This is a genomic window from Raoultella sp., assembly GCF_039594335.1.
Classification (GTDB): Bacteria; Pseudomonadota; Gammaproteobacteria; order Enterobacterales; family Enterobacteriaceae; genus Klebsiella.
Genome location: NZ_JBCNNS010000090.1, coordinates 1 through 18,321, shown reverse-complemented (window position 1 = coordinate 18,321; position 18,321 = coordinate 1). Strand labels below are relative to the sequence as shown.

The window sequence follows — 18,321 nt, the reverse complement described above, 5'->3', positions numbered from 1 at the left end:
TGGCTTGTTTTTATGATTTATTTACAATGGCGCATTGGTTGATGATTGTCTATATCGCAACTACCTTCTCATCTGATGAAGAACGCTGCCGGATAAACGTGACCGGTAAATCTATGGCAGCGGAGTCAGTCTCTGAGGGGAATCCCGAGCACGACGTCAAACTTACGCCTGACAGTTGAATGCAAAGTGACGCCAAAGTAGGGCCATAATTTGAATCTGCGACAACGATAGCGGGTTGATCCGAATCAGTAAGCGGAGCATACCAGGTAATAACATTGATAAGTTGGCGCCGGACCTGGTGTTGCAAGGCGGCAGGAGACAAGCAGGGGAGTGATAGCAGCCTACTCCCCCTGCTTATCGCGAAGCGGATAACCATTAATACCTTTTTTTAAAGGTATCTTTATATTTCCGCCTTTCTTTGATGTAAGAAATTAGAAAACCCACAGCAACTAAGAGAAGAACTACAGCTAACGCTATCATCAGTATGGCTGTCATGTGAGTGTAACCTCTGAAGAGAGTATGGACATTCTTGTTGTACTTGAGGCGTAGCGTATGGGTTGTGTAAGAAAAATCCTAATTGATAATTCATTTTAATTTTATCGAGTTGTATAAATTTTTATCATTGATATTGAAATAATTTGATATGTATTAATTAGGTGAATTCTGGCTCATTATAACGTGTGCGGGAAGAAGAGTGCCCTGATGTTACAACATATTGATTAAGTTAATGTCGCCTAATGTATTGCCGCGATGCATCCCCCTATGCAGGAGGGGGCGCGCAGCCGCTATGGAATTTTCATGACTCACTCAGCACCACACCCATACTGGAGCCCACGTTAACATATGGGCTGATGGTTTCCGGTAGATGCTACCCAGTGGTCGGCGAACCGATTAGAACCCGGTGGGGCTGATACGGTATCTTGCGCTAAGCAAAAGTGAGACTTACTTTCACCTCCCCGGATTTTTACAAACTACCGTTTTATCTACGTCTTGGCTTCATCAACCCTCTTTTCCTTTTCCCGTCACGAATATATGAGATTAAAAAGCCAACAGATATAACAAGTAGTGCCCCAGCCCCGACCAGAAAGAGTAGATTTGTCATATAAATCAATCCCAGAGTGAGTGACAGAAATATGTTGTTACCCTTAAAAATACCTCACATTAAGAATATTCCTAAGAAAATATTGGGGCTGCAACTCAAATGGCATATTGTTTTATGTTGTTTTATTTTTCAGTCATTATCGCTAATAACTATTAAAAAGTTGTATTTTTATTCTTCAGGAGATCTCGGAAAATCGTAAGCAGGCCCTCTTGCCACCATATAACCACGAAGATCTCCCTGCCGGCGTATTTTGGCTGCCAGAGTGTGACTCACTCCTTGCTTTGTTCTAAATCCATCTGGTGGCTTTCCCTACACGGCCTGGTGGGAGCGAAGTTGCAAAATGCGACATCTGACTTTTTTGAACTGGATATGAGTAAAAAGTCACTCACCTGTGAAATGGTTTTCATAGCGATTAATCATTGATGATTCAGGGGGTTGTGATGTTGTCACCGGAGCAGACTTTTGATGACAGTGACGAGCCGCGTTTGCTTGCTGATGAGCTTTCCCTGTTACCAGGAATGACCGATACAAGGCGTCTGGGATTTGCCATTCAACTAACATTCCGACAGGTACAGGGCCATTACCCTGAATCATTGTGCACAGACCCCCCAGCTAGGCTGGGGGGGCCGGAAAGCTTTCAGCTTTAAGTCAGTTATTAAAACCCCTTTTGATTTGTTAAAACATCTTGTGTTCTGGCAACTGCAAAAGTTCAACAAGATATCAAAAGGGGGTCCCAATGAGGGACGAAAAGAGCTTAGCGCACACCCGATGGAACTGTAAATATCACATAATTTTTGCGCCAAAATACCGAAGACAAGCGTTCTACGGAGAGAAACGCCTGGCGACAGGTAGCATCTTAAGAAAGCTGTGTGAGTGGAAAAACCTACGGATCCTGGAAGCTGAATGCTGAATGCTGAATGCTGAATGCTGCGCAGATCATATCCATATGCTTGTGGAAATCCCGCCCAAAATGAGCGTATCTGGCTTTATGGGATATCTGAAAGAGAAAAGCAGTCTGATGCTTTATGAGCAGTGAAATTCAAATACAGAAACAGAGAGTTCTGGTGTCGGGGATACTACGTAGATACGGTGGGGAAGAACACCGCGAAGATACAGGAATACATAAAGCACCAGCTTGAAGAGGATAAAATGGGCGAGCAGTTATCGCTCCCTCATCCGGGCAGCCCGTTTACGGGGCGTAAGTAACGAAGTCAGATGCAAATGTTAGATCGTATGCGCCTGTTAGGGCACGGCTGGTAACAGAGCCTTATAGGCGCATCTGAAAAACCTCCGGCTATACCGGAGGATATTTATTAACCGATTTACCTTCAGGTGTTGTACATGCTATTGCTGGGCAGATCGGATGCACTTCAGTATCTCTTGAAAACTCCCCGCTTCAGGGGCGGCAGGCTCAGCGGCACCGACAAAAAATTCGTCGCTATCTGGGTATCAGGCTCCCTGCTAAAACCGATATAGCACGGCTCAGTGCCTGGTTAACCGAGTTTATCCTCCCGTTAAACGCGCAGGCTGTAACTGTGAGTGCCGTGGCTCGTGAATTCAGCACTGCCCGACAAACTATCCTCAAGGTACAAGCTACCAGCCTGGCGGATTAAACCGCCATGCCTGGGGGAATATAACGGCTCTTTACAGGATATGCAGGAACAGGCGGATACAATCCCCTCCATACATTTGAGCATGGCAACTGCATCATGTACTGAAGATAGAGCGTTGATTTCGCTTAAGGTATGATGGGATATTAATTAACCATCTAAACTAAAGGGATTTTCCATGAGTACAGACGAAAAGGCTGCACCGGAAGATACCGGTTATTACCGGTATGAAGTTATCGGGGACTGCACTCTGCGAACCAGCGCTATCGGGACCGTAAAAACCGTCCAGTGCCGACGGGTGCCGGTCAGGGGGATAACGCTGACGGTGGGGGTGTTCTTTGACGGAACGGGGAATAACCGGGCGAATGCTGACGATCTGCGGCTGGCATATGCCCATTGCGCCGGTCTGGTTGGCGAGGAGCGTGCCAGGGCGTGCGCGAAGTATGAAGAGCGCGCCAGAGCCGGACTGGGTAATGCCAGCTGGCAGGGCGGTTACACTAATATTTCACGGCTTTTCGATCTTTATCAGCTCAGTGATGAACTCAGCGACAGTGAGACAGAGGCGCAGGTCAAAGCCTATGTCAGCGGCATTGGGACGGCGGACGGGGAAAGTGATTCGATGCTGGGGAAGGCGCTGGGCAGCAGCCTTATCCGGCAGTTTGAAGGGGTGGTGACGAAGACCGATGAGGCACTGGACAAGATCAGCGCAGAACTGACCCGCTTTATCAAACTTAACCGTGACAAAGTGGCGATCGCGAAGGTGCAGTTTGACGTGTTCGGATTCAGCCGCGGTGCGGCGGCAGCCCGGCATTTTGCCAACCGGGTGATGAACCAGGACGCGGCGATAGCGGCAGCGATAGATAACGGGCTGGATATGGCGGGGCACCACGGAAAACTGGCGGGAGAGGTGCGCTTTCTGGGGCTGTTTGACACTGTGGCGGCCATCGGGATCCTGCTGAACTTCTACGGCGTTAACGGGCGCAGCAACCCCGGCGTCAACCTCGAGCTGCGTCCCTCAGTGGCGCAGAAGGTGTTCCAGATAAGCGCGATGCATGAGTGCCGGTATAACTTCAGCCTGAACAGCATCGCCGGGATGTGGCCGGAGCTGGCGCTGCCGGGGGCGCACTCGGACATTGGCGGGGGCTATAACGCAGGAGAGGATGAAATCTCCCTGCTGACGATGCCGGACTTTGAGGTGACGCTCGACAGCGCGGATGAAATGCAGACGGCGGTGTACCGTCAGGCGGAGAAGATGCGTCAGGCGCTGTACTCGCTGCCGGCGCTGAAGTACCTGATGCCGCACGGTGAGGTGGAGACGAAAATGATTTCGTGGCCGCTGGTCAATCAGAACAAGGCGCGGGCGTTTATTTTTGAGAAGAACGTGGGCGCGGCGGTGTTCATGACGCGCAGGGCGGTGCCGAACGACTGGGAGAAGGTGAGCCTGCGGGTGATGCTCGATGCGGCACAGGACGCCGGAGTTATGTTTGCCCCGATACTCAGCAGTAACAAAGAGCTGGCGCTGTCGTCAGAACTGCTTCCCCTGTGTGACAAAGCCATAGCTCAGGGGCGTGCGGTCCGGCGCGGCGCGGAGCCGGAGGGCTTCACGGCGGAGGAGATGCGGACCATCGGGCGTTACCTGCACTGTTCGGCGAACTGGAATATCGACTCGGACCTGAGCCTGTGGGTGAGTCTGTCCTCGGGAGAGGTTTTTCTGCGAAATAACTATGCGCCGACGGACGAGCGCTCGTTCATGTGGCCGATGGCCCCGGGCAAAGGCTGGGTGCGGACGGTGTGGCGGATGGACGACCAGCAGCAGTGGGAAGACCGGGCGCGGGCGAACGCGGACGCGCTGGACGGACTGTTCTGAGGAGGCAGGGATGAGACGATTACCGCTGATTGTGACCGTGCTGGGCGTGATGCTGGTTGCCGGCTGCCATGACCGCCGGGCAGGCGTGAAGACGCTGCTGGGAGACGGCGTGGAGCAGTGGGGGCAGAAGCTGCCTTATGACCACTGGCAGTTTAATTTTTTCCATCCGAAAAACCTGCCGGCACTGGTGACAATGGTGTATCTGGAGGACGGTGATATTCGGGAAAGTATTTTCCGGCGACTTGATCCGACGGAACCCAGCCAGAGCAGTGTGGGGAAATGGAGCCAGCGCCTAGGTGGTTTTTCAGCCAATTTTAATACCGGCAAGGCGCTGCCGGTCAGGATGACGGTGTGCTGGGACTCGGTTATCGACAAGAAAGCGTACGAGACGGAGATCTGGTTCAGCCGGGAGACGTGGCAGCAGATGCTGACAGCCTATCCTGATACCTATAAGCCGGGAAAGACGTATTACCGGGACAATATGATTATCGGACTGGCACCGGGAGGGACCGTGCGGGTCTGGCTGGAGGATAATGGCGATCCTGTTGTACTCCAGCATCCTGCCCGGCAGTTCACCCTGACGGGAGATGATATGCTGATATGTAAAAACGTTCCCAGCCAGATTGATTTCAGTTACATCGAGGCTAATGGTTACGATCCTTTTATCCGCGATTTTATCAAGGGAAAGCCCTATCCGTATGGTCACTGGTAGGGCGTAACGATCAGAAAAATCAAAAGGATATTCTCGAGATCCTTTTGAGCGGCTTTGTTGAATAAATCGAACTTTTGCTGAGTTGAAGGATCAGATCACACATCCCCTGACAAGACAGGCATTCCCGTGGCAAAGCAGAAGTTCAGGATAACCAATTGGCGCACTTACAGTAAAGCCCTTATCAACCGGGGCTCCATGACTTTCTGGCTGGATGATGAGGCTATTCAGGCCTGGTATGAGTCAGCCCCTCTTCATCACGGGGACGACCCCAGCGCTATTCTGACCTTGCCATCACGACTGTCCTGGTGATTAAACGTGTATTCCGGCTCACCCTGCGGGCCGCTCAGGGCTTTATTGATTCCATTTTTGCCCTGATGGGCGTTCCGCTTCGCAGTCCTGATACAGCAGCGTCAGTAAGCGGGCAAAATCGGTCAGTGTCAGCTTCAAAACGCCTGCCCGCGGTGAAATCGCGCATCCAGTGATTGACTCCACCGGGCTGAAGGTCTTCGGTGAAGGCGAGTGGAAAGTCAAAAAACACGGCAAAGAACGGCGGCGTACCTGGCGGAAGCTCCATCTGGCAGTTGACAGCAACACACATGAAATCATCTGCGCGGACCTGTCGCTGAATAACGTGACGGACTCAGAGGCATTCCCCGAGTTAATCCAGACCCACCGAAAAATAAGGTCAGCCGCTGCGGACGGCGCTTACGACACCCGGTTATGTCACGATGAATTACGTCGTAAGAAAATCAGTGCCCTTATCCCTCCGCGAAAGGGAGCAGGTTACTGGCCTGCTGAGTACGCAGACCGCAACCGTGCTGTTGCGAACCAGCGACTGAGCGGGAGCAATGCCCGGTGGAAATGGACAACAGATTACAACCGGCGCTCAATAGCGGAAACGGCCATGTACAGGATAAAACAGCTGTTCGGTGGTTCACTGACATTGCGTGACTACAATGGTCAGGTTGCAGAGGCACTGGCTATGGCGCGCGCACTGAACAAAATGACGAAGGCGGGTATGCCAGAAAGCGTGCGAATTGCCTGAAAACCCAACCGACTACAGAGAGGCTCACCCGGAATCTGATTTATTCAACAAAGCCCTTTTGAGCATCAATCTGATTGTTTTGATGGGTTAAACTTCAATATTTTTTAATATGTCGCATTTTGCAGCTTCGCTCCCTTAGGCCTACACAGGTCCCACCGGCGATGGTTCATAACCCAATCGCCGGGCGCTTGCGCAGAGGCCGAAAATCCTTGTACACCGCTCCCGTTAACCCGGTGCTGATACCGGGAAAAAGCATAATGATCCGCATTCCTGGCCAGATTAGCGTGAATTTTTGTAGCGCTGCTGGTATGAAGATAGGTCGCTGGGTGCTATACGACGCTCAGTGAACATGGTTGCTCTTCGCATTGCCTGCGGCGGAGGCGGCTGGAAAAAGGGGGCTTGCAGGATCACTCTGCTGAGCGCTGATGCTGGACGCGTCGTGTTCCCGTTAACGGCAATTGAGATAAATAGCAAAGGATAGCGCCGATCCAAGCGGTAACTGTTCAGACCAGAAATATCTGGAAACTCCAGGAATTTTCTTAGAGGATATCCCATGCGCAAAGACGCACACAGCAATAATGTTATGAATTACTTCCCCCCGGTGTGCCTCCGGGGGATTTTTTTACCGATCGGTAATACCCTGGCAGCGCGCCGAAGTTGCTGTCGTTTGCCATCATAAAAGCCTACTGCCTGTCGGTGGCCGCGGTCGATTTTAACGGTTTGCAAATAAGGCTGCTCACCTGCGAACCGTATGCAAGAGCTTGCAGGTGAGCAATTTACTATGGAGGCAGTTCCATAGCGGCAAAATTTTATCTTCGTTCTGTTCGCAAAACCATCAAACGGTTAAGCACGGGAAACACTTTCAGACTTACCTTACCCTTGTCATCAATACGCATTCGATTATGCCAAAAATTGATAGCTGACACCGATATGTTGCACTAGACGGAGGATTCGCTGTAAGAAATTACAGTATCACCCTTAGACCCGCCTTGAGCCAATGCATAGTATCTATTCCCCAATGGTGGCGGGGAGCGAAGATACGTTTGATTTATTCGGCGTGAATCGGTTGGCTGAGATGTTTGAACTCTGCGATGTGAACTCACTTTATGCATCGTGCAAAACCGTACTCAGGCCAGACCTGTAAGGTCGGCCTGTCGTTGGCCAGCTACTTTTTCTGACTATTCGTGCTCGTCAGGAAATCTTTTCCAGTGCTTCGTTTCTGCTGTGATACCATGCTTCAAAATCAACAGAGACCATCGGTCTGGCATAAAAATATCCCTGAACCTCATCGCAACCCAGGCTTCGTAAAATATCAACTGTTTTGACATCCTCAACGCCTTCGGCCAGGACGACGTAATCAAGCTGCTTAAGAAGTCTGATAACATTGCGGACAATAATCCGACTGGTTTTTTCGCTGACAATATTACTCACAATAGATCGGTCGAGTTTGATTATGTCCAGTGGAATTTGCCGCAGGTAATTAATGTTGCTGTATCCGGAACCAAAGTCATCCAGAGAAATTTTAAATCCGCGTTTTTTGAGCATGTCCAGCCCGTTAAGTGCGGCCGGACTTTCAAGCATCATCTCAGTCTCCAGACACTCCAGCCCCAGTAGCGTTGGATCAAGACACGCATCCCGCAATTTCTGTTCTAGCTCTTCAGCGAAATCTGGTCGAGAAAAATCACCGGCAGCCAGATTAATTGATACGGGCAGAGAAAGCCCGCGATCCCGCCAGGCACTCAGTTGCACGATGGCGTGATCGATAATCCAGGCTGTGAGTTCACGCATCAGGCTGGTCTTTTCGACCAGAGGAATAAATTCTCCAGGCAGCACTTCACCGTTTGTAGGATGCTTCCATCTTATCAGTGCTTCAGCACCCGTTACCCGCCCCGTCAGCAGTGAGATTTTCGGCTGATAGACCAGATATAATCCATGATTTCCCTGTAGCGTTTTTCTTAGTTCGGTCAGAAGGCTGAAATCTCTCTTCTTGAGGGTATCCAGCACGTCATTATAGGTCGTCAAACGGTGTCCCTGACTTATCGCTTCATGCAACGCGCTAACTGCACGACGCAGAATTTCATTCGGCGTCAGGGTGTTATCACAAACGCCGGAGTCACCCATGTGAATATGCAAATCAATAGGAACTTCCGGGTTGATCCTGGCCTGGGTTCCCTGAAGACGTTGAGCGATACTTTCCAATGACAGAGCCATATGCATAGGGATTAAAAAGGCAAATCGTCCAACCGCCACAGTATAAAGTTTGTCTGCCAGAGGCAGGCGTGCCTTGAGCTCGGCAGTCATGTCACGAAGTAGATTTTCTACGGCAATCATCCCCAATGAACGGGCCATCTCGTAGGCGAATGGCATATCGATGCAGTCAATGATGACGAGCCTGAAGGTATCCGCCGCCGAAACCTCAATGTCCTTTAGCAGCCGCTGACGATTGGGTAAAAGCGTGACAACATCGATATAACCGACAGAATGCCAGGAGGCCAGGAAATCCGATATCAACTCGGCCAGCGTTTCAAAAATATCGATCTGTTCATCTGAAAGTGTCCTCGGGCGAGTATCCAGGATACACAAGGTACCCACGGACACCTCATCACGGGTTGTAAGCGGGCATGCCGCGTAAAAGCGAATGAATGGGGCTTCTCTGACCGCCGGATTGCAATGCAGGGCGGGGTGCTGGTGTGTATCAGGACAAATGAAAGTTTCGCCCTGGTTCAAGGTCTGTTCGCAAAATGCTCCGCTCAGGATGCTTTCCGTGACTATGATATTCTCAGCGGACTTGATGTATTGCTTTTCACCATCAAGAATCGAGATAAAGCACATTGGTATTTTCAGCAATTGGCAGGCCAGATGAGTATACTTTTTTAACGCTGTGTCCCGCCCCTCGTCGGGATTTTTCAACAGATCAATCGCTGCGCGTTTTTTACTTTCATCGCTGCTGAGATCAGTTAACATTTAAATCCTCCCGGTGCAGTAAATTTTTGGTCGTTCCAACTCACTAATTGTGTGTGTCTATAATAACGACCGGTATTAATATTGGCGCCATTGCCAGCTTTATCGCATCACATTAGAATGTTTTCCATTAATTGTCTGCGAAAATATCGCCAGCCAGGCATCGCCTGGAGAACTTTACCGTACGGCGGTGATCTGCTTGCGGTTAAATAACGTACGTTGAAGATGAGCGTCCGCTATGTACATCTCGAAAGATAGGAAGGCTATACGGAGCAAGATATTGGCTCGACAGGCCCACTTAATTCCGCCCCTTCATCTTTCACATTCTTCCAGGCGCGCAATACAGGGGATCAGGTGAAATGGTCCACTGACCGCGCACCATCAGTGATTATCTTTGCTACCTCTTTCTCGCCAACATTCGCCTTATCCATTCCTCGTTAGCCTCCGGCACGAATACTCGTGGCTGGCGGTCGTGAATATCGACGCGCCCTGGGCGTCAGCTTGTTACGAATGAGATAATCACCCACCGAATGCATTAGCATGCTAATAGTCGCAATGGCAGTTATTGCTAAAACAGAGGCAGAGAAATATGAGATTATTCTTATGCCCCTTCAAGAGCTAAGCCACAATGAGTGCCGGAGATAAGCGCCGGGTGGGGTGCGTAACATACCGCTCAGCGCGGACAGACAGAGAAACAAGCCAGATTAACTATCCGTCGCTGCCGTTAATCCACAAAAAAGCCCCTGTATTAAAAACAGGGGCTTTTTTGTGGGCGTGAAACGTAGGTGCAACAGGTAAGAGAAAGGTGAAGAGATGCTGGAATGTTTCCCGTATGAATTGTGGTGTTATTTGTCGCGATGAGATCCCTGCGAGCAAAATTTTTTCTGGCGTATCCGTATGATGTTGTCAGGCGCGCGTAATTCTTTCACTTGATTTTTTAGTCGGTAACCCAGACCCAGACTGGCGACGGTCGCGAATGTGAGAAACAATATTATACGCTGCAATTACCAGCAATAGCAGTGCCATAATAATTACTGACAGAGACCACCCAAAATAAATGAGTAAAATTAAAATATGAGTTAAGAATGTAATTTCGTAACATCATGTCAAGTACCAGGCATTTATCCCCTTTATATTTTCAGCTGTCAGATTTTTTCCATGAAAGTAAATGACGATAACTTGTGCCTATTGCCCAATAACTTACTGAGGTTAAAGGTGAAAAATGAAAGGTGTCGGCAGGGCATTTTTTTGAACGATGATATGGTGTGGAGCAAAGGTTAAAAAACCTGTCTCGCCGCGGCAGTCAGGGGGACAAGGATGTTGTGGTTTGACTTTACTAGCTGGCTCATGCGAACATTTGTCATAGTTTGTTACTTTGACGTTGTTCTTGTTTTGAAGAAGATAGTTTTTTTCTGTCAGTGGCCTGCGTTACGGCAATACTGTACGGTCATTTACCTGCCCGGCGTATTAGTCTTTGTGAACAGCAGGGGGTCAGCGAGGCCATTTGCACGGCGGCGGAGTGGGATAATGAAAAAATTAATCTGCTGCCCGGCTATAACCCTGAAAATATAAAGGCTATTTCTGCGCGACAGTCTCAGACCCGCGCGGATAACACCGACGCGATTAAATCGTAAAAAAGCAGCCCACGGAGGCTGCTTTTTAGGTTTCATTGCTGAATACAACCACTAAAACCAACCAAAACGAACAGATAACAGGCTGATAAGCGCGAATGCTACGCCGACATTAATCAGAATTACGGTTTTGCTGGAAACATCCATAACGCCACCTTTATGAGTAAGCCTCTACAGGTATAGTACGAGGAAAAAGGAAGTGCTATCAGATAAGGATGAATTGGTTGTTTTCCGCTGATTAAGCGCGCTGCGCATTGTGTGATTTTGCGGACTGTGTCGCACTCCTGGTGCCACTCATCTCCCTATCATAATGAGGCTTATCAGGGAAGGAATAAGAATGACCTTATACCAGAAAATGCTGGTTTTTTATGCAGTTATGGGATGTATTTGTGCGATCATTAGCTGGTTTCTGACCAAAGAAAGCCGTTTGATTCGCCTGCTGGCGGCGCTGCTGATCGGAGCCACCTGGCCGTTTAGCTTTCCGATGGCGCTGCTGGTGTCTTTATTCTGACAGCATAAAGCGATGGCACCCGTCACTCTGTTGCTGTATAAAAACACAGTAACGATGGGCGGGAAAACCATATGAATAGCTATTATTCCTCATTCGCTGGCGCGACCGTGCGCTGGTTCGATTTCCATGGGCACGGCGACCCGGTGATCTTTATTCACGGGCTGGGTTGCGCATCCTCTTATGATTATCCGCGAGTGGTGACCGAACCGGCGTTTCTCGGCCTGCGGGCTGTGCTGCTCGACCTGCCTGGCTTTGGCTATAGCGACAAACCCGAGGCATTTGGCTATGGCACCGGTGAACAGGCGCGGGTTGTTGTGGAGCTGCTTGACCGTCTGCAACTGACCCACTGCTCTCTGTTCGGGCATAGCATGGGCGGCAGTATTGCCATTGAAGCGGCTGAGCTTCTGGGCCACCGCGTCGAGGCCCTTCTGGTCTCTGAACCCAATTTTTATGCCGGTGGCGGCATGTACAGCCGGGCTATCGTCGCCCAGGCGGAAACGGGGTTTGTCGCGCAGGGCTTCGCCGATCTGCTGGCAGCAGAAACGTCTCCCTGGGCCGGGTGTCTGCAAAACAGCTCTCCCAGGGCAGTATGGCGAGGGGCCCGCAGTCTGGTTGACGGGGTGTCGCCATCATGGTTCGCACGTTTTCAGCAATTATCCTGTCGCAAGGCGCTGATCTATGGTGAGCTCTCGCTTCCGGCTCAGGAAGCCGACGACGCTGTCGCCGCCGGTATTCCGCTGCTGATGGTGCCGGAGGCGGGCCACTCGATGGCCTGGGAGAATCCCGTTGCGCTGGCTGATTGCATGGCACAATTTTTCGCTCCCGCTCAGGCCAACGTCTAAATATTAACGTGGTGAAACGTTTTCCTGACCGCGTGGATGACAATCGGCCATTGGTGGCATACCGATGGCGATCGCCTTCAGCGGGAACACCGTTGTCTGCCCGGCCTGAAGGTTAAAATGGCAGTTCGCGCGGGCTGGTCTGTAGCGTTATCCAACGCAGTTCGGTAAATTCGGCAATGCCTGCGCGACCACCAAAGCGCCCGTAACCGGAAGCTTTGCAGCCGCCAAACGGCATTTGTGCTTCATCGTGTACAGTGGGGCCATTAATGTGGCAAATGCCGGTTTGCAGCCCCTGTGCTACGTTCCACGCCCGGGCGGTGTCGCGGCTGTATACCGCCGAGGAGAGCCCGTATTCACTTTCGTTGGCTACCGCCAGCGCTTCCTGCTCGTTCTGCACCCGAATAATGGCTTTTACCGGGCCGAAGGATTCTTCCTGCCATATCCGCATACTGCGGGTCACTCCATCAAGCAGCGTGGCGCGCATCTGCGTTGTGTCGGCTTTACCACCGGTTAAAAGGCGGGCCCCTTTTGCCAGCGCGTCATCGATGAGTTCATTGCAGCGTGTGACGGTTTTCATATCGACAACCGGCCCCATCAGCCCGGAAGGCAACGTAGCCGCACGGCGACTGAGTAGAGTGATAAAAGCCTCGGCTATCGATTGGTCGACGATAATGCGCTCGGTCGACATACAGATCTGCCCGGCGTTAGCGAATGCGCCAAAGAGGGCGCCAGCCACCGCTTGTTCGAGATCTGCATCGTCGAGGACCAGCAGCGGCGCTTTGCCACCAAGTTCAAGCACCGCCGGTTTCAGATACTGCCCGCAGGTCCGGGCGATAATGCGGCCAACCGGCGTGGAGCCAGTAAAGTTAACGCGGCGCACCGCCGGATGGGCAATAACAGACTCCACCAGCGCGGGCGCATCCGCTGGCGCGCAGGTGAGATAGTTCACGACACCGTCCGGTAATCCGGCTGCAGCCAGCGCATCAATAATCAGCGCCTGACTGGCAGGTGACATTTCCGCCCCTTTGAGGATCACCGTATTCCCGCAGGCTAACGGCGTCGCAATCGCGCGCGTGGCGAGGATCAGCGGCGCATTCCACGGCGCCATCCCCAGTACTACGCCAGCCCCCTGACGGACGGCCATGGCCAGATTGCCCGGTACATTCGATGGAATAATCTGTCCCTCAATCTGGGTAGTGAGGCCAGCGGCTTCACGCAAAATGTCGGCAGCCAGCTGAACGTTAAAGACCGCCCAGTGCGCCGTCGCGCCCGTCTCAGCCGACATTGCGGCGATGAATTTTGCTTCACGACGCTGCATTTGCTCTGCTGCCTCCAGCAGCAGGCGACGACGTTCGGCGGGGGCGGTATCGCGCCATTGCGGGAAGGCGGCAGCGGCGGCTTCGACGCTGCGTCGGGCATCGGCTAGGCTCGCAGCCGATGCGATGGACGCGGGCTGTTCGCTCAGCGGATTCGTGCGGGTAAAGGTGGCCAGGCCTTCAGCATCATGCCACTGGCCATGGGTATATAAGTTGCAGGTTATTGTCATGGGAAAACCTCGTTGTGCTGCGTTCTGCCGTTTTCCGAGTGTATCGGGCTATGGGAACGTGTGGGGCAGGTAGGGCGGTTATCGCACGTTTTTTTTCTGCTTTTATAAGTAGTTCACAACTTCAGCCTTCTAGCCCGGTATGGAGAATAATTCGGCAAAAACAGCACTTTCAGCATAACCTGATACCAATTGATTATTTGCCGGTTGAATGCTGCTGTGTTGTTATAAGAGCACTTATAACAAATTGATAAGGTTTATAACCATGTTGACCAGGAAAACGTTGATTGCGCTGGCGTTAAGCACTTTACTGCCGGCTGGTGCCGCGTGGGCGACCGGTAACGATACGTTGATCTATTGCTCCGAAGCATCGCCAGAATCATTTAACCCGCAGATTGCCAGTTCCGGCCCCTCGTTTGTGGCCAGCTCGCAGGTGCTCTATAACCGCCTGATCACTTTCGATCCGCTTAAAAACACGCCGATCCCTTCGCTGGCCACTGCGTGGACCGTGTCGCCGGATGGCAAGACCTGGACCTTTACCCTGCGTAAAGGAGTGAAGTTCAACAGCAATAAGTACTTTACGCCAACCCGCGATTTTAACGCCGATGACGTTCTTTTCTCCGTGCTGCGTCAGCAGGATGCAAAACATCCGTACCATAATGTTTCGCAAGGCAACTATGAATATTTTCACGATGTCGGGCTGGATAAGCTGATTAAAGAGGTGAAAAAGGTCGATGATTATCATGTCCAGTTCGTGCTGGCGGAACCGAATGCGGCCTTCCTCGCTGACTGGGGAATGGATTTTGCCTCAATACTGTCTGCGGAATACGCCGATGCTATGATGAAGAAAGGCACGCCGGAGTATGTTGATACCTGGCCTATTGGCACCGGACCGTATGCGCTTCAGCAGTATAAAGTCGATTCGCTCATCCGCTACATTGCCAACCCGCATTATTGGGAAGGTGACGTGCCGACAAAACATCTGATTTTCTCCATCACCCCGAATGTCGAGACCCGTCTGGCGAAGTTGCAAACCAACGAATGTCAGATTATCCCGGCGCCATCGCCGGTACAGTTCGCCGCTATCAAGGGCAATAAAGATCTGGCGCTGCATGCTGTTGAAGCACTGAACGTCGGCTATCTGGCGTTTAATACCGAGAAAAAACCGTTTGATAACGTTCTGGTACGTCAGGCGCTGAACTATGCCACCGACAAACAGGCCATCGTCAACGCGGTGTTTATGGATTCTGGCGTGGTGGCCAAATCTCCGCTGCCGGCGAATATGCTTGGTTATAAGAAAGATCTGCCGGATTACGACTACGATCCGCAAAAGGCCAAAGCGCTGCTGAAGCAGGCCGGGCTGGAAAAAGGGGCGGAGGTGACCTTGTGGTCAATGCCGGTACAGCGCCCCTACAACCCTAACTCGCGCCGCATTGCCGAAATGATTCAGAATGACTGGAGCAAAGTGGGCATCAAGGCCAAAATCGTCACCTATGAGTGGGGAGAATATCTCTCCGGCATGCGTAAAGGCGAACACGACAGCGCCCTGTTTGGCTGGATGTCGGATAATGGCGACCCGGACAACTTTGCCGGGACATTGCTGAGCTGCGATAATATCAAGACCGGGTCCAACGTTGCCCGCTGGTGCGATAAGTCGTATGACGCGCTGGTCAAAAAAGCGATCCTGGTCAGCGATACGCAGCAACGCGCCGCGCTATATGGTCAGGCGCAAGAGATCTTTTATCAGCAGGCACCATGGATTACCCTGGCGACCGGGAAAACCTTCTACGCCACGCGCAGCAACGTCAGCGGCTATAGCGTGAGCCTGATGGGGAGCGATTTTTCGAAGGTTAAATTGAACTAAGCCGAAAGGAGCACACATGGCACATCTGGATGACGTTATCGCCCGCGTCGACGCGGCGATTGCCGAGGGGGTGATTCCTCATATGAACGAACTGCTGGTGGCGCTGAGTGACGATGCTGAGCTGAGCCGCGACGAACGCTTTACCCAGCAGCAGCGTTTACGGACCACGATTGCTCATCACGGCCGTCAGCAGGCTGAAGAGCAAGAAGCGCGCCGCGAGCAATTAAATAAAGGCGGCGCCATTCTCTGATATTCCGCGCTAAAACTGGCGTCTGGCAACCAGCCAGGCGCCTGCCACCAGCATGACTGCGCCGCACAGCGGCCCCAGCAACGCCCGCCACGGCACGCCGTGAGCGCGAATAATATCCATCGCTAATCCCCCCACCAGTTGGCTGGCAACCAGCACGGCAATGGTGGTGGCCGCGCCAACGTTCTGATAGCCGCTGATGCTGGCGAAGACAAAAAACGACCCCAGCAATCCTGGAATCAGCGTCCACCATTTTATGCTGAGTGCCAGCTCCTGAAAGCCCGCCGCACCGTGGCGCAGGAGTAGGATGGTAACGAAAATCACAATCCCGACCAACGAGTTCAGCAGCATTGCAATGAGTATTGTCGAGGTGGACTGCGTAATACGTACCATCAGCGTATTTTGCACGACCAGCCCGACGCCTGCGGCAATCAGACTGGCGAGGGTCAGAGAAGCGTTCATGCGCTGGCATCCGGATCGTGACGATCGTCGAGCTGGAGCTGCATGAAGGTCAGATCCAGCCAGCGGCCAAATTTTGTGCCGACCTGAGGCATCTGCCCGGTGGTTACAAAGCCGAGCGTTTCGTGCAGATGTAAAGAAGCCTGGTTTTTCGCTTCGATACCGGCGACCATGACATGTTTGTTCAGGCGACGGGCTTCCTTAATCAGTGCCACCAGCAGGCTGCGGCCTAATCCTTTACCTTGATGATCGGGATGAACGTAGACTGAATGTTCGACGGTATGGCGAAAGCCGTCAAATGCGCGCCAGTCGCCAAACGAAGAATAGCCGGTGACGACGCCGTTTTCTTCACTCACCAGAACCGGGTAGCCTGCCAGCTGACGGCCTTCATACCAGGCGATGCGATTTTCGGTATCGACGGTTTTGTCATTCCAGATGGCGGCGGTGTGTAGCACCGCGTGGTTGTAAATTTCGGCAATCGCCGCGCAATCTTCTTTGCTGGCATAACGAATGGTCATAGCAAACCTCAACTCCATCTCTGTACACTATAGTAGTACAATATTATTACAATAATGTACGCAATGCTGTCATCTGTTTTAGCAACAAATTTAGCATGGCCTGTGGTCTGTGGGCCGATGTATGCGGATTGGCGTGTCCGGATAGATGGCGTAGGCTTTGCCTGGCGTCGCCTTGTCTGAGAGAGGATCATACACTATAGTACTACGCTATGAATACTATTGAAGACAATATGAATCAGCGCATTAGCGCTCGAATCCGCATCGAGCGCGAATCTCGCGGCTGGTCGCTCAGCGAACTGGCCGAGCGCGCCGGCGCCTCACGCGCGATGATCCACAAGATCGAACGCGGTGAAAGTAGTCCGACGGCATCAATGCTCGGGCGGCTGTCTGGTGCTTTCGGGATCAGTATGTCGACGCTGATTGCCCGAGCGGAAATGCAGGAAGGTAAACTGCTGCGCTTTGCCCAGCAGCCGGTATGGCGCGATCCGCAAAGCCACTATTTACGGCGTCACGTTTCGCCGCGCAGCGATCTGCCTATCGATCTGGTGCAGGTGGAGCTGCCGGCGGGCAGCGATGTGCCGATGCCTGCCGCCTCCTACGCACTGGCGCGTCAGTTGATCTGGCTGCAACAGGGGGAGCTGGTTTTTATTGAGGGCGCGACCCGGCATGAGATGCGGGCCGGCGATTGTCTCGAGCTGGGGCCGCCTAACGACTGCCGTTTTATCAATGAGTCCAGCGCATCGTGCACCTATCTGGTCGTGCGATTAAATCAATCTGCCTCATAATGCCAATGTGCGTGACGGCAATTGCGACTAGCCTCAGAACAGGTCTTAAAAAAGAAGGAGTTTGCTATGGCTTTTCATCCGCAACGTCACCGCCGCTGGGTGCTGGCTTCTCGCCCGCATGGCGAGCCGACAGGGGAGAATTTCCGTCTGGAAGAGAGCGATACCCCGACACCCGGTCCCGGGCAGGTGCTTCTGCGTACGGTTTATCTCTCGTTAGACCCCTATATGCGTGGGCGCATGAGCGATGCGCCGTCCTACTCGCCCCCGGTTGCCATAGGCGCCGTGATGGTCGGTGGAACGGTGAGTCGCGTTGAAGCGTCTGACCACGCTGACTTTACACCGGGAGAGTGGGTGCTGAGCTACGGCGGCTGGCAGGATTTTGAACTCTCCGATGGCCGCGGGCTGGTCAAGCTGGGCGAGCATCCGGAACACCCTTCGTGGGCGCTCGGTATCCTTGGCATGCCTGGTTTTACGGCCTATATGGGGCTGCTGGATATCGGTCAGCCGAAGGCGGGGGAAACGCTGGTAGTGGCCGCGGCTACCGGGCCGGTTGGCGGTACGGTTGGACAAATCGCCAAACTAAAAGGTTGTCGCACGGTGGGGATTGCCGGGGGCAGCGAGAAG

13 protein-coding genes and 5 pseudogenes are annotated in these 18,321 nt (G+C 52.3%); 12 read left to right on the top strand and 6 right to left on the bottom strand.

Annotated elements, in window-relative coordinates:
- Positions 1-375 precede the first annotated feature (375 nt).
- Positions 376-480, bottom strand: a complete 105-nt coding sequence (locus ACZAHD_RS15705; RefSeq protein ID WP_462457597.1) for a small membrane protein — start codon at positions 478-480, stop codon at positions 376-378.
- 1,044 nt (positions 481-1,524) lie between these two features.
- Between ACZAHD_RS15705 and ACZAHD_RS15700 the strand changes: the two are divergent.
- From ACZAHD_RS15700 to ACZAHD_RS15675, 6 genes and pseudogenes are all read left to right on the top strand, one after another.
- Positions 1,525-1,710: pseudogene (locus ACZAHD_RS15700) on the top strand (hypothetical protein); the annotation flags it as partial.
- A 128-nt stretch (positions 1,711-1,838) separates the two neighbouring features.
- Positions 1,839-2,308: pseudogene (gene tnpA, locus ACZAHD_RS15695) on the top strand (IS200/IS605 family transposase).
- Between the two features lie 107 nt (positions 2,309-2,415).
- A pseudogene (locus tag ACZAHD_RS15690) lies at positions 2,416-2,661 on the top strand (DUF4158 domain-containing protein); the annotation flags it as partial.
- A gap of 229 nt (positions 2,662-2,890) precedes the next feature.
- Positions 2,891-4,579 (top strand): T6SS phospholipase effector Tle1-like catalytic domain-containing protein, encoded by a 1,689-nt coding sequence (locus ACZAHD_RS15685; RefSeq protein ID WP_462457596.1) that lies wholly within the window; start codon positions 2,891-2,893, stop codon positions 4,577-4,579.
- 10 nt (positions 4,580-4,589) lie between these two features.
- Positions 4,590-5,291, top strand: coding sequence for a DUF2931 family protein (locus tag ACZAHD_RS15680; protein ID WP_462457595.1), 702 nt, complete (start codon positions 4,590-4,592; stop codon positions 5,289-5,291).
- Positions 5,292-5,417: 126 nt separating this feature from the next.
- Positions 5,418-6,336, top strand: a pseudogene (locus ACZAHD_RS15675) (IS5 family transposase).
- A gap of 1,191 nt (positions 6,337-7,527) precedes the next feature.
- Here the strand turns inward: ACZAHD_RS15675 and ACZAHD_RS15670 are convergent.
- Positions 7,528-9,300, bottom strand: a complete 1,773-nt coding sequence (locus ACZAHD_RS15670; protein ID WP_462457594.1) for a sensor domain-containing phosphodiesterase — start codon at positions 9,298-9,300, stop codon at positions 7,528-7,530.
- A 1,682-nt stretch (positions 9,301-10,982) separates the two neighbouring features.
- Complete coding sequence (gene yncL, locus ACZAHD_RS15665; protein ID WP_004861562.1) at positions 10,983-11,075, bottom strand: stress response membrane protein YncL; 93 nt, start codon at positions 11,073-11,075, stop codon at positions 10,983-10,985.
- Between the two features lie 190 nt (positions 11,076-11,265).
- Here yncL and ACZAHD_RS15660 point away from each other — a divergent pair, with 190 nt between their 5' ends.
- Entirely contained in the window at positions 11,266-11,439 is a 174-nt protein-coding gene (locus ACZAHD_RS15660; RefSeq protein ID WP_004861568.1) for a GhoT/OrtT family toxin, read from the top strand.
- A 71-nt stretch (positions 11,440-11,510) separates the two neighbouring features.
- Positions 11,511-12,281: an alpha/beta fold hydrolase gene (locus ACZAHD_RS15655; RefSeq protein ID WP_462457593.1), complete on the top strand. Its 771-nt coding sequence runs from the start codon at positions 11,511-11,513 to the stop codon at positions 12,279-12,281.
- 112 nt (positions 12,282-12,393) lie between these two features.
- Here the strand turns inward: ACZAHD_RS15655 and ACZAHD_RS15650 are convergent, their stop codons facing one another.
- Entirely contained in the window at positions 12,394-13,827 is a 1,434-nt protein-coding gene (locus ACZAHD_RS15650) for an aldehyde dehydrogenase (protein WP_462457592.1), read from the bottom strand.
- Between the two features lie 262 nt (positions 13,828-14,089).
- Here ACZAHD_RS15650 and ACZAHD_RS15645 point away from each other — a divergent pair, with 262 nt between their 5' ends.
- Together ACZAHD_RS15645 and ACZAHD_RS15640 are read left to right on the top strand one after the other, a co-directional pair.
- Entirely contained in the window at positions 14,090-15,688 is a 1,599-nt protein-coding gene (locus ACZAHD_RS15645) for an ABC transporter substrate-binding protein (protein ID WP_462457591.1), read from the top strand.
- A 16-nt stretch (positions 15,689-15,704) separates the two neighbouring features.
- A complete protein-coding gene (locus ACZAHD_RS15640; RefSeq protein ID WP_462457590.1) occupies positions 15,705-15,938 on the top strand; it encodes a YdcY family protein in 234 nt (77 codons plus the stop codon).
- Positions 15,939-15,947: 9 nt separating this feature from the next.
- Here the strand turns inward: ACZAHD_RS15640 and ACZAHD_RS15635 are convergent, their stop codons facing one another.
- Complete coding sequence (locus tag ACZAHD_RS15635; RefSeq protein ID WP_462457589.1) at positions 15,948-16,397, bottom strand: DMT family transporter; 450 nt, start codon at positions 16,395-16,397, stop codon at positions 15,948-15,950.
- On the bottom strand, positions 16,394-16,912 hold the full coding sequence (locus ACZAHD_RS15630; protein WP_462457588.1) for an N-acetyltransferase family protein: 519 nt from the start codon (positions 16,910-16,912) through the stop codon (positions 16,394-16,396). Before ACZAHD_RS15630 ends, ACZAHD_RS15635 begins: the two co-directional genes overlap by 4 nt.
- A 209-nt stretch (positions 16,913-17,121) precedes the next feature.
- Here ACZAHD_RS15630 and ACZAHD_RS15625 point away from each other — a divergent pair, with 209 nt between their 5' ends.
- Positions 17,122-17,697 (top strand): helix-turn-helix domain-containing protein, encoded by a 576-nt coding sequence (locus ACZAHD_RS15625; RefSeq protein WP_462457587.1) that lies wholly within the window; start codon positions 17,122-17,124, stop codon positions 17,695-17,697.
- 66 nt (positions 17,698-17,763) lie between these two features.
- Positions 17,764-18,321: pseudogene (locus tag ACZAHD_RS15620) on the top strand (NADP-dependent oxidoreductase); the annotation flags it as partial.

Coding starts and splice junctions, on each gene's coding strand:
- ACZAHD_RS15705 (WP_462457597.1), bottom strand. CDS start 480: ATGATAGCGTTAGCTGTAGTTCTTCTCTTAGTTGCTGTGGGTTTTCTA.
- ACZAHD_RS15685 (WP_462457596.1), top strand. CDS start 2,891: ATGAGTACAGACGAAAAGGCTGCACCGGAAGATACCGGTTATTACCGG.
- ACZAHD_RS15680 (WP_462457595.1), top strand. CDS start 4,590: ATGAGACGATTACCGCTGATTGTGACCGTGCTGGGCGTGATGCTGGTT.
- ACZAHD_RS15670 (WP_462457594.1), bottom strand. CDS start 9,300: ATGTTAACTGATCTCAGCAGCGATGAAAGTAAAAAACGCGCAGCGATT.
- yncL (WP_004861562.1), bottom strand. CDS start 11,075: ATGGATGTTTCCAGCAAAACCGTAATTCTGATTAATGTCGGCGTAGCA.
- ACZAHD_RS15660 (WP_004861568.1), top strand. CDS start 11,266: ATGACCTTATACCAGAAAATGCTGGTTTTTTATGCAGTTATGGGATGT.
- ACZAHD_RS15655 (WP_462457593.1), top strand. CDS start 11,511: ATGAATAGCTATTATTCCTCATTCGCTGGCGCGACCGTGCGCTGGTTC.
- ACZAHD_RS15650 (WP_462457592.1), bottom strand. CDS start 13,827: ATGACAATAACCTGCAACTTATATACCCATGGCCAGTGGCATGATGCT.
- ACZAHD_RS15645 (WP_462457591.1), top strand. CDS start 14,090: ATGTTGACCAGGAAAACGTTGATTGCGCTGGCGTTAAGCACTTTACTG.
- ACZAHD_RS15640 (WP_462457590.1), top strand. CDS start 15,705: ATGGCACATCTGGATGACGTTATCGCCCGCGTCGACGCGGCGATTGCC.
- ACZAHD_RS15635 (WP_462457589.1), bottom strand. CDS start 16,397: ATGAACGCTTCTCTGACCCTCGCCAGTCTGATTGCCGCAGGCGTCGGG.
- ACZAHD_RS15630 (WP_462457588.1), bottom strand. CDS start 16,912: ATGACCATTCGTTATGCCAGCAAAGAAGATTGCGCGGCGATTGCCGAA.
- ACZAHD_RS15625 (WP_462457587.1), top strand. CDS start 17,122: ATGAATACTATTGAAGACAATATGAATCAGCGCATTAGCGCTCGAATC.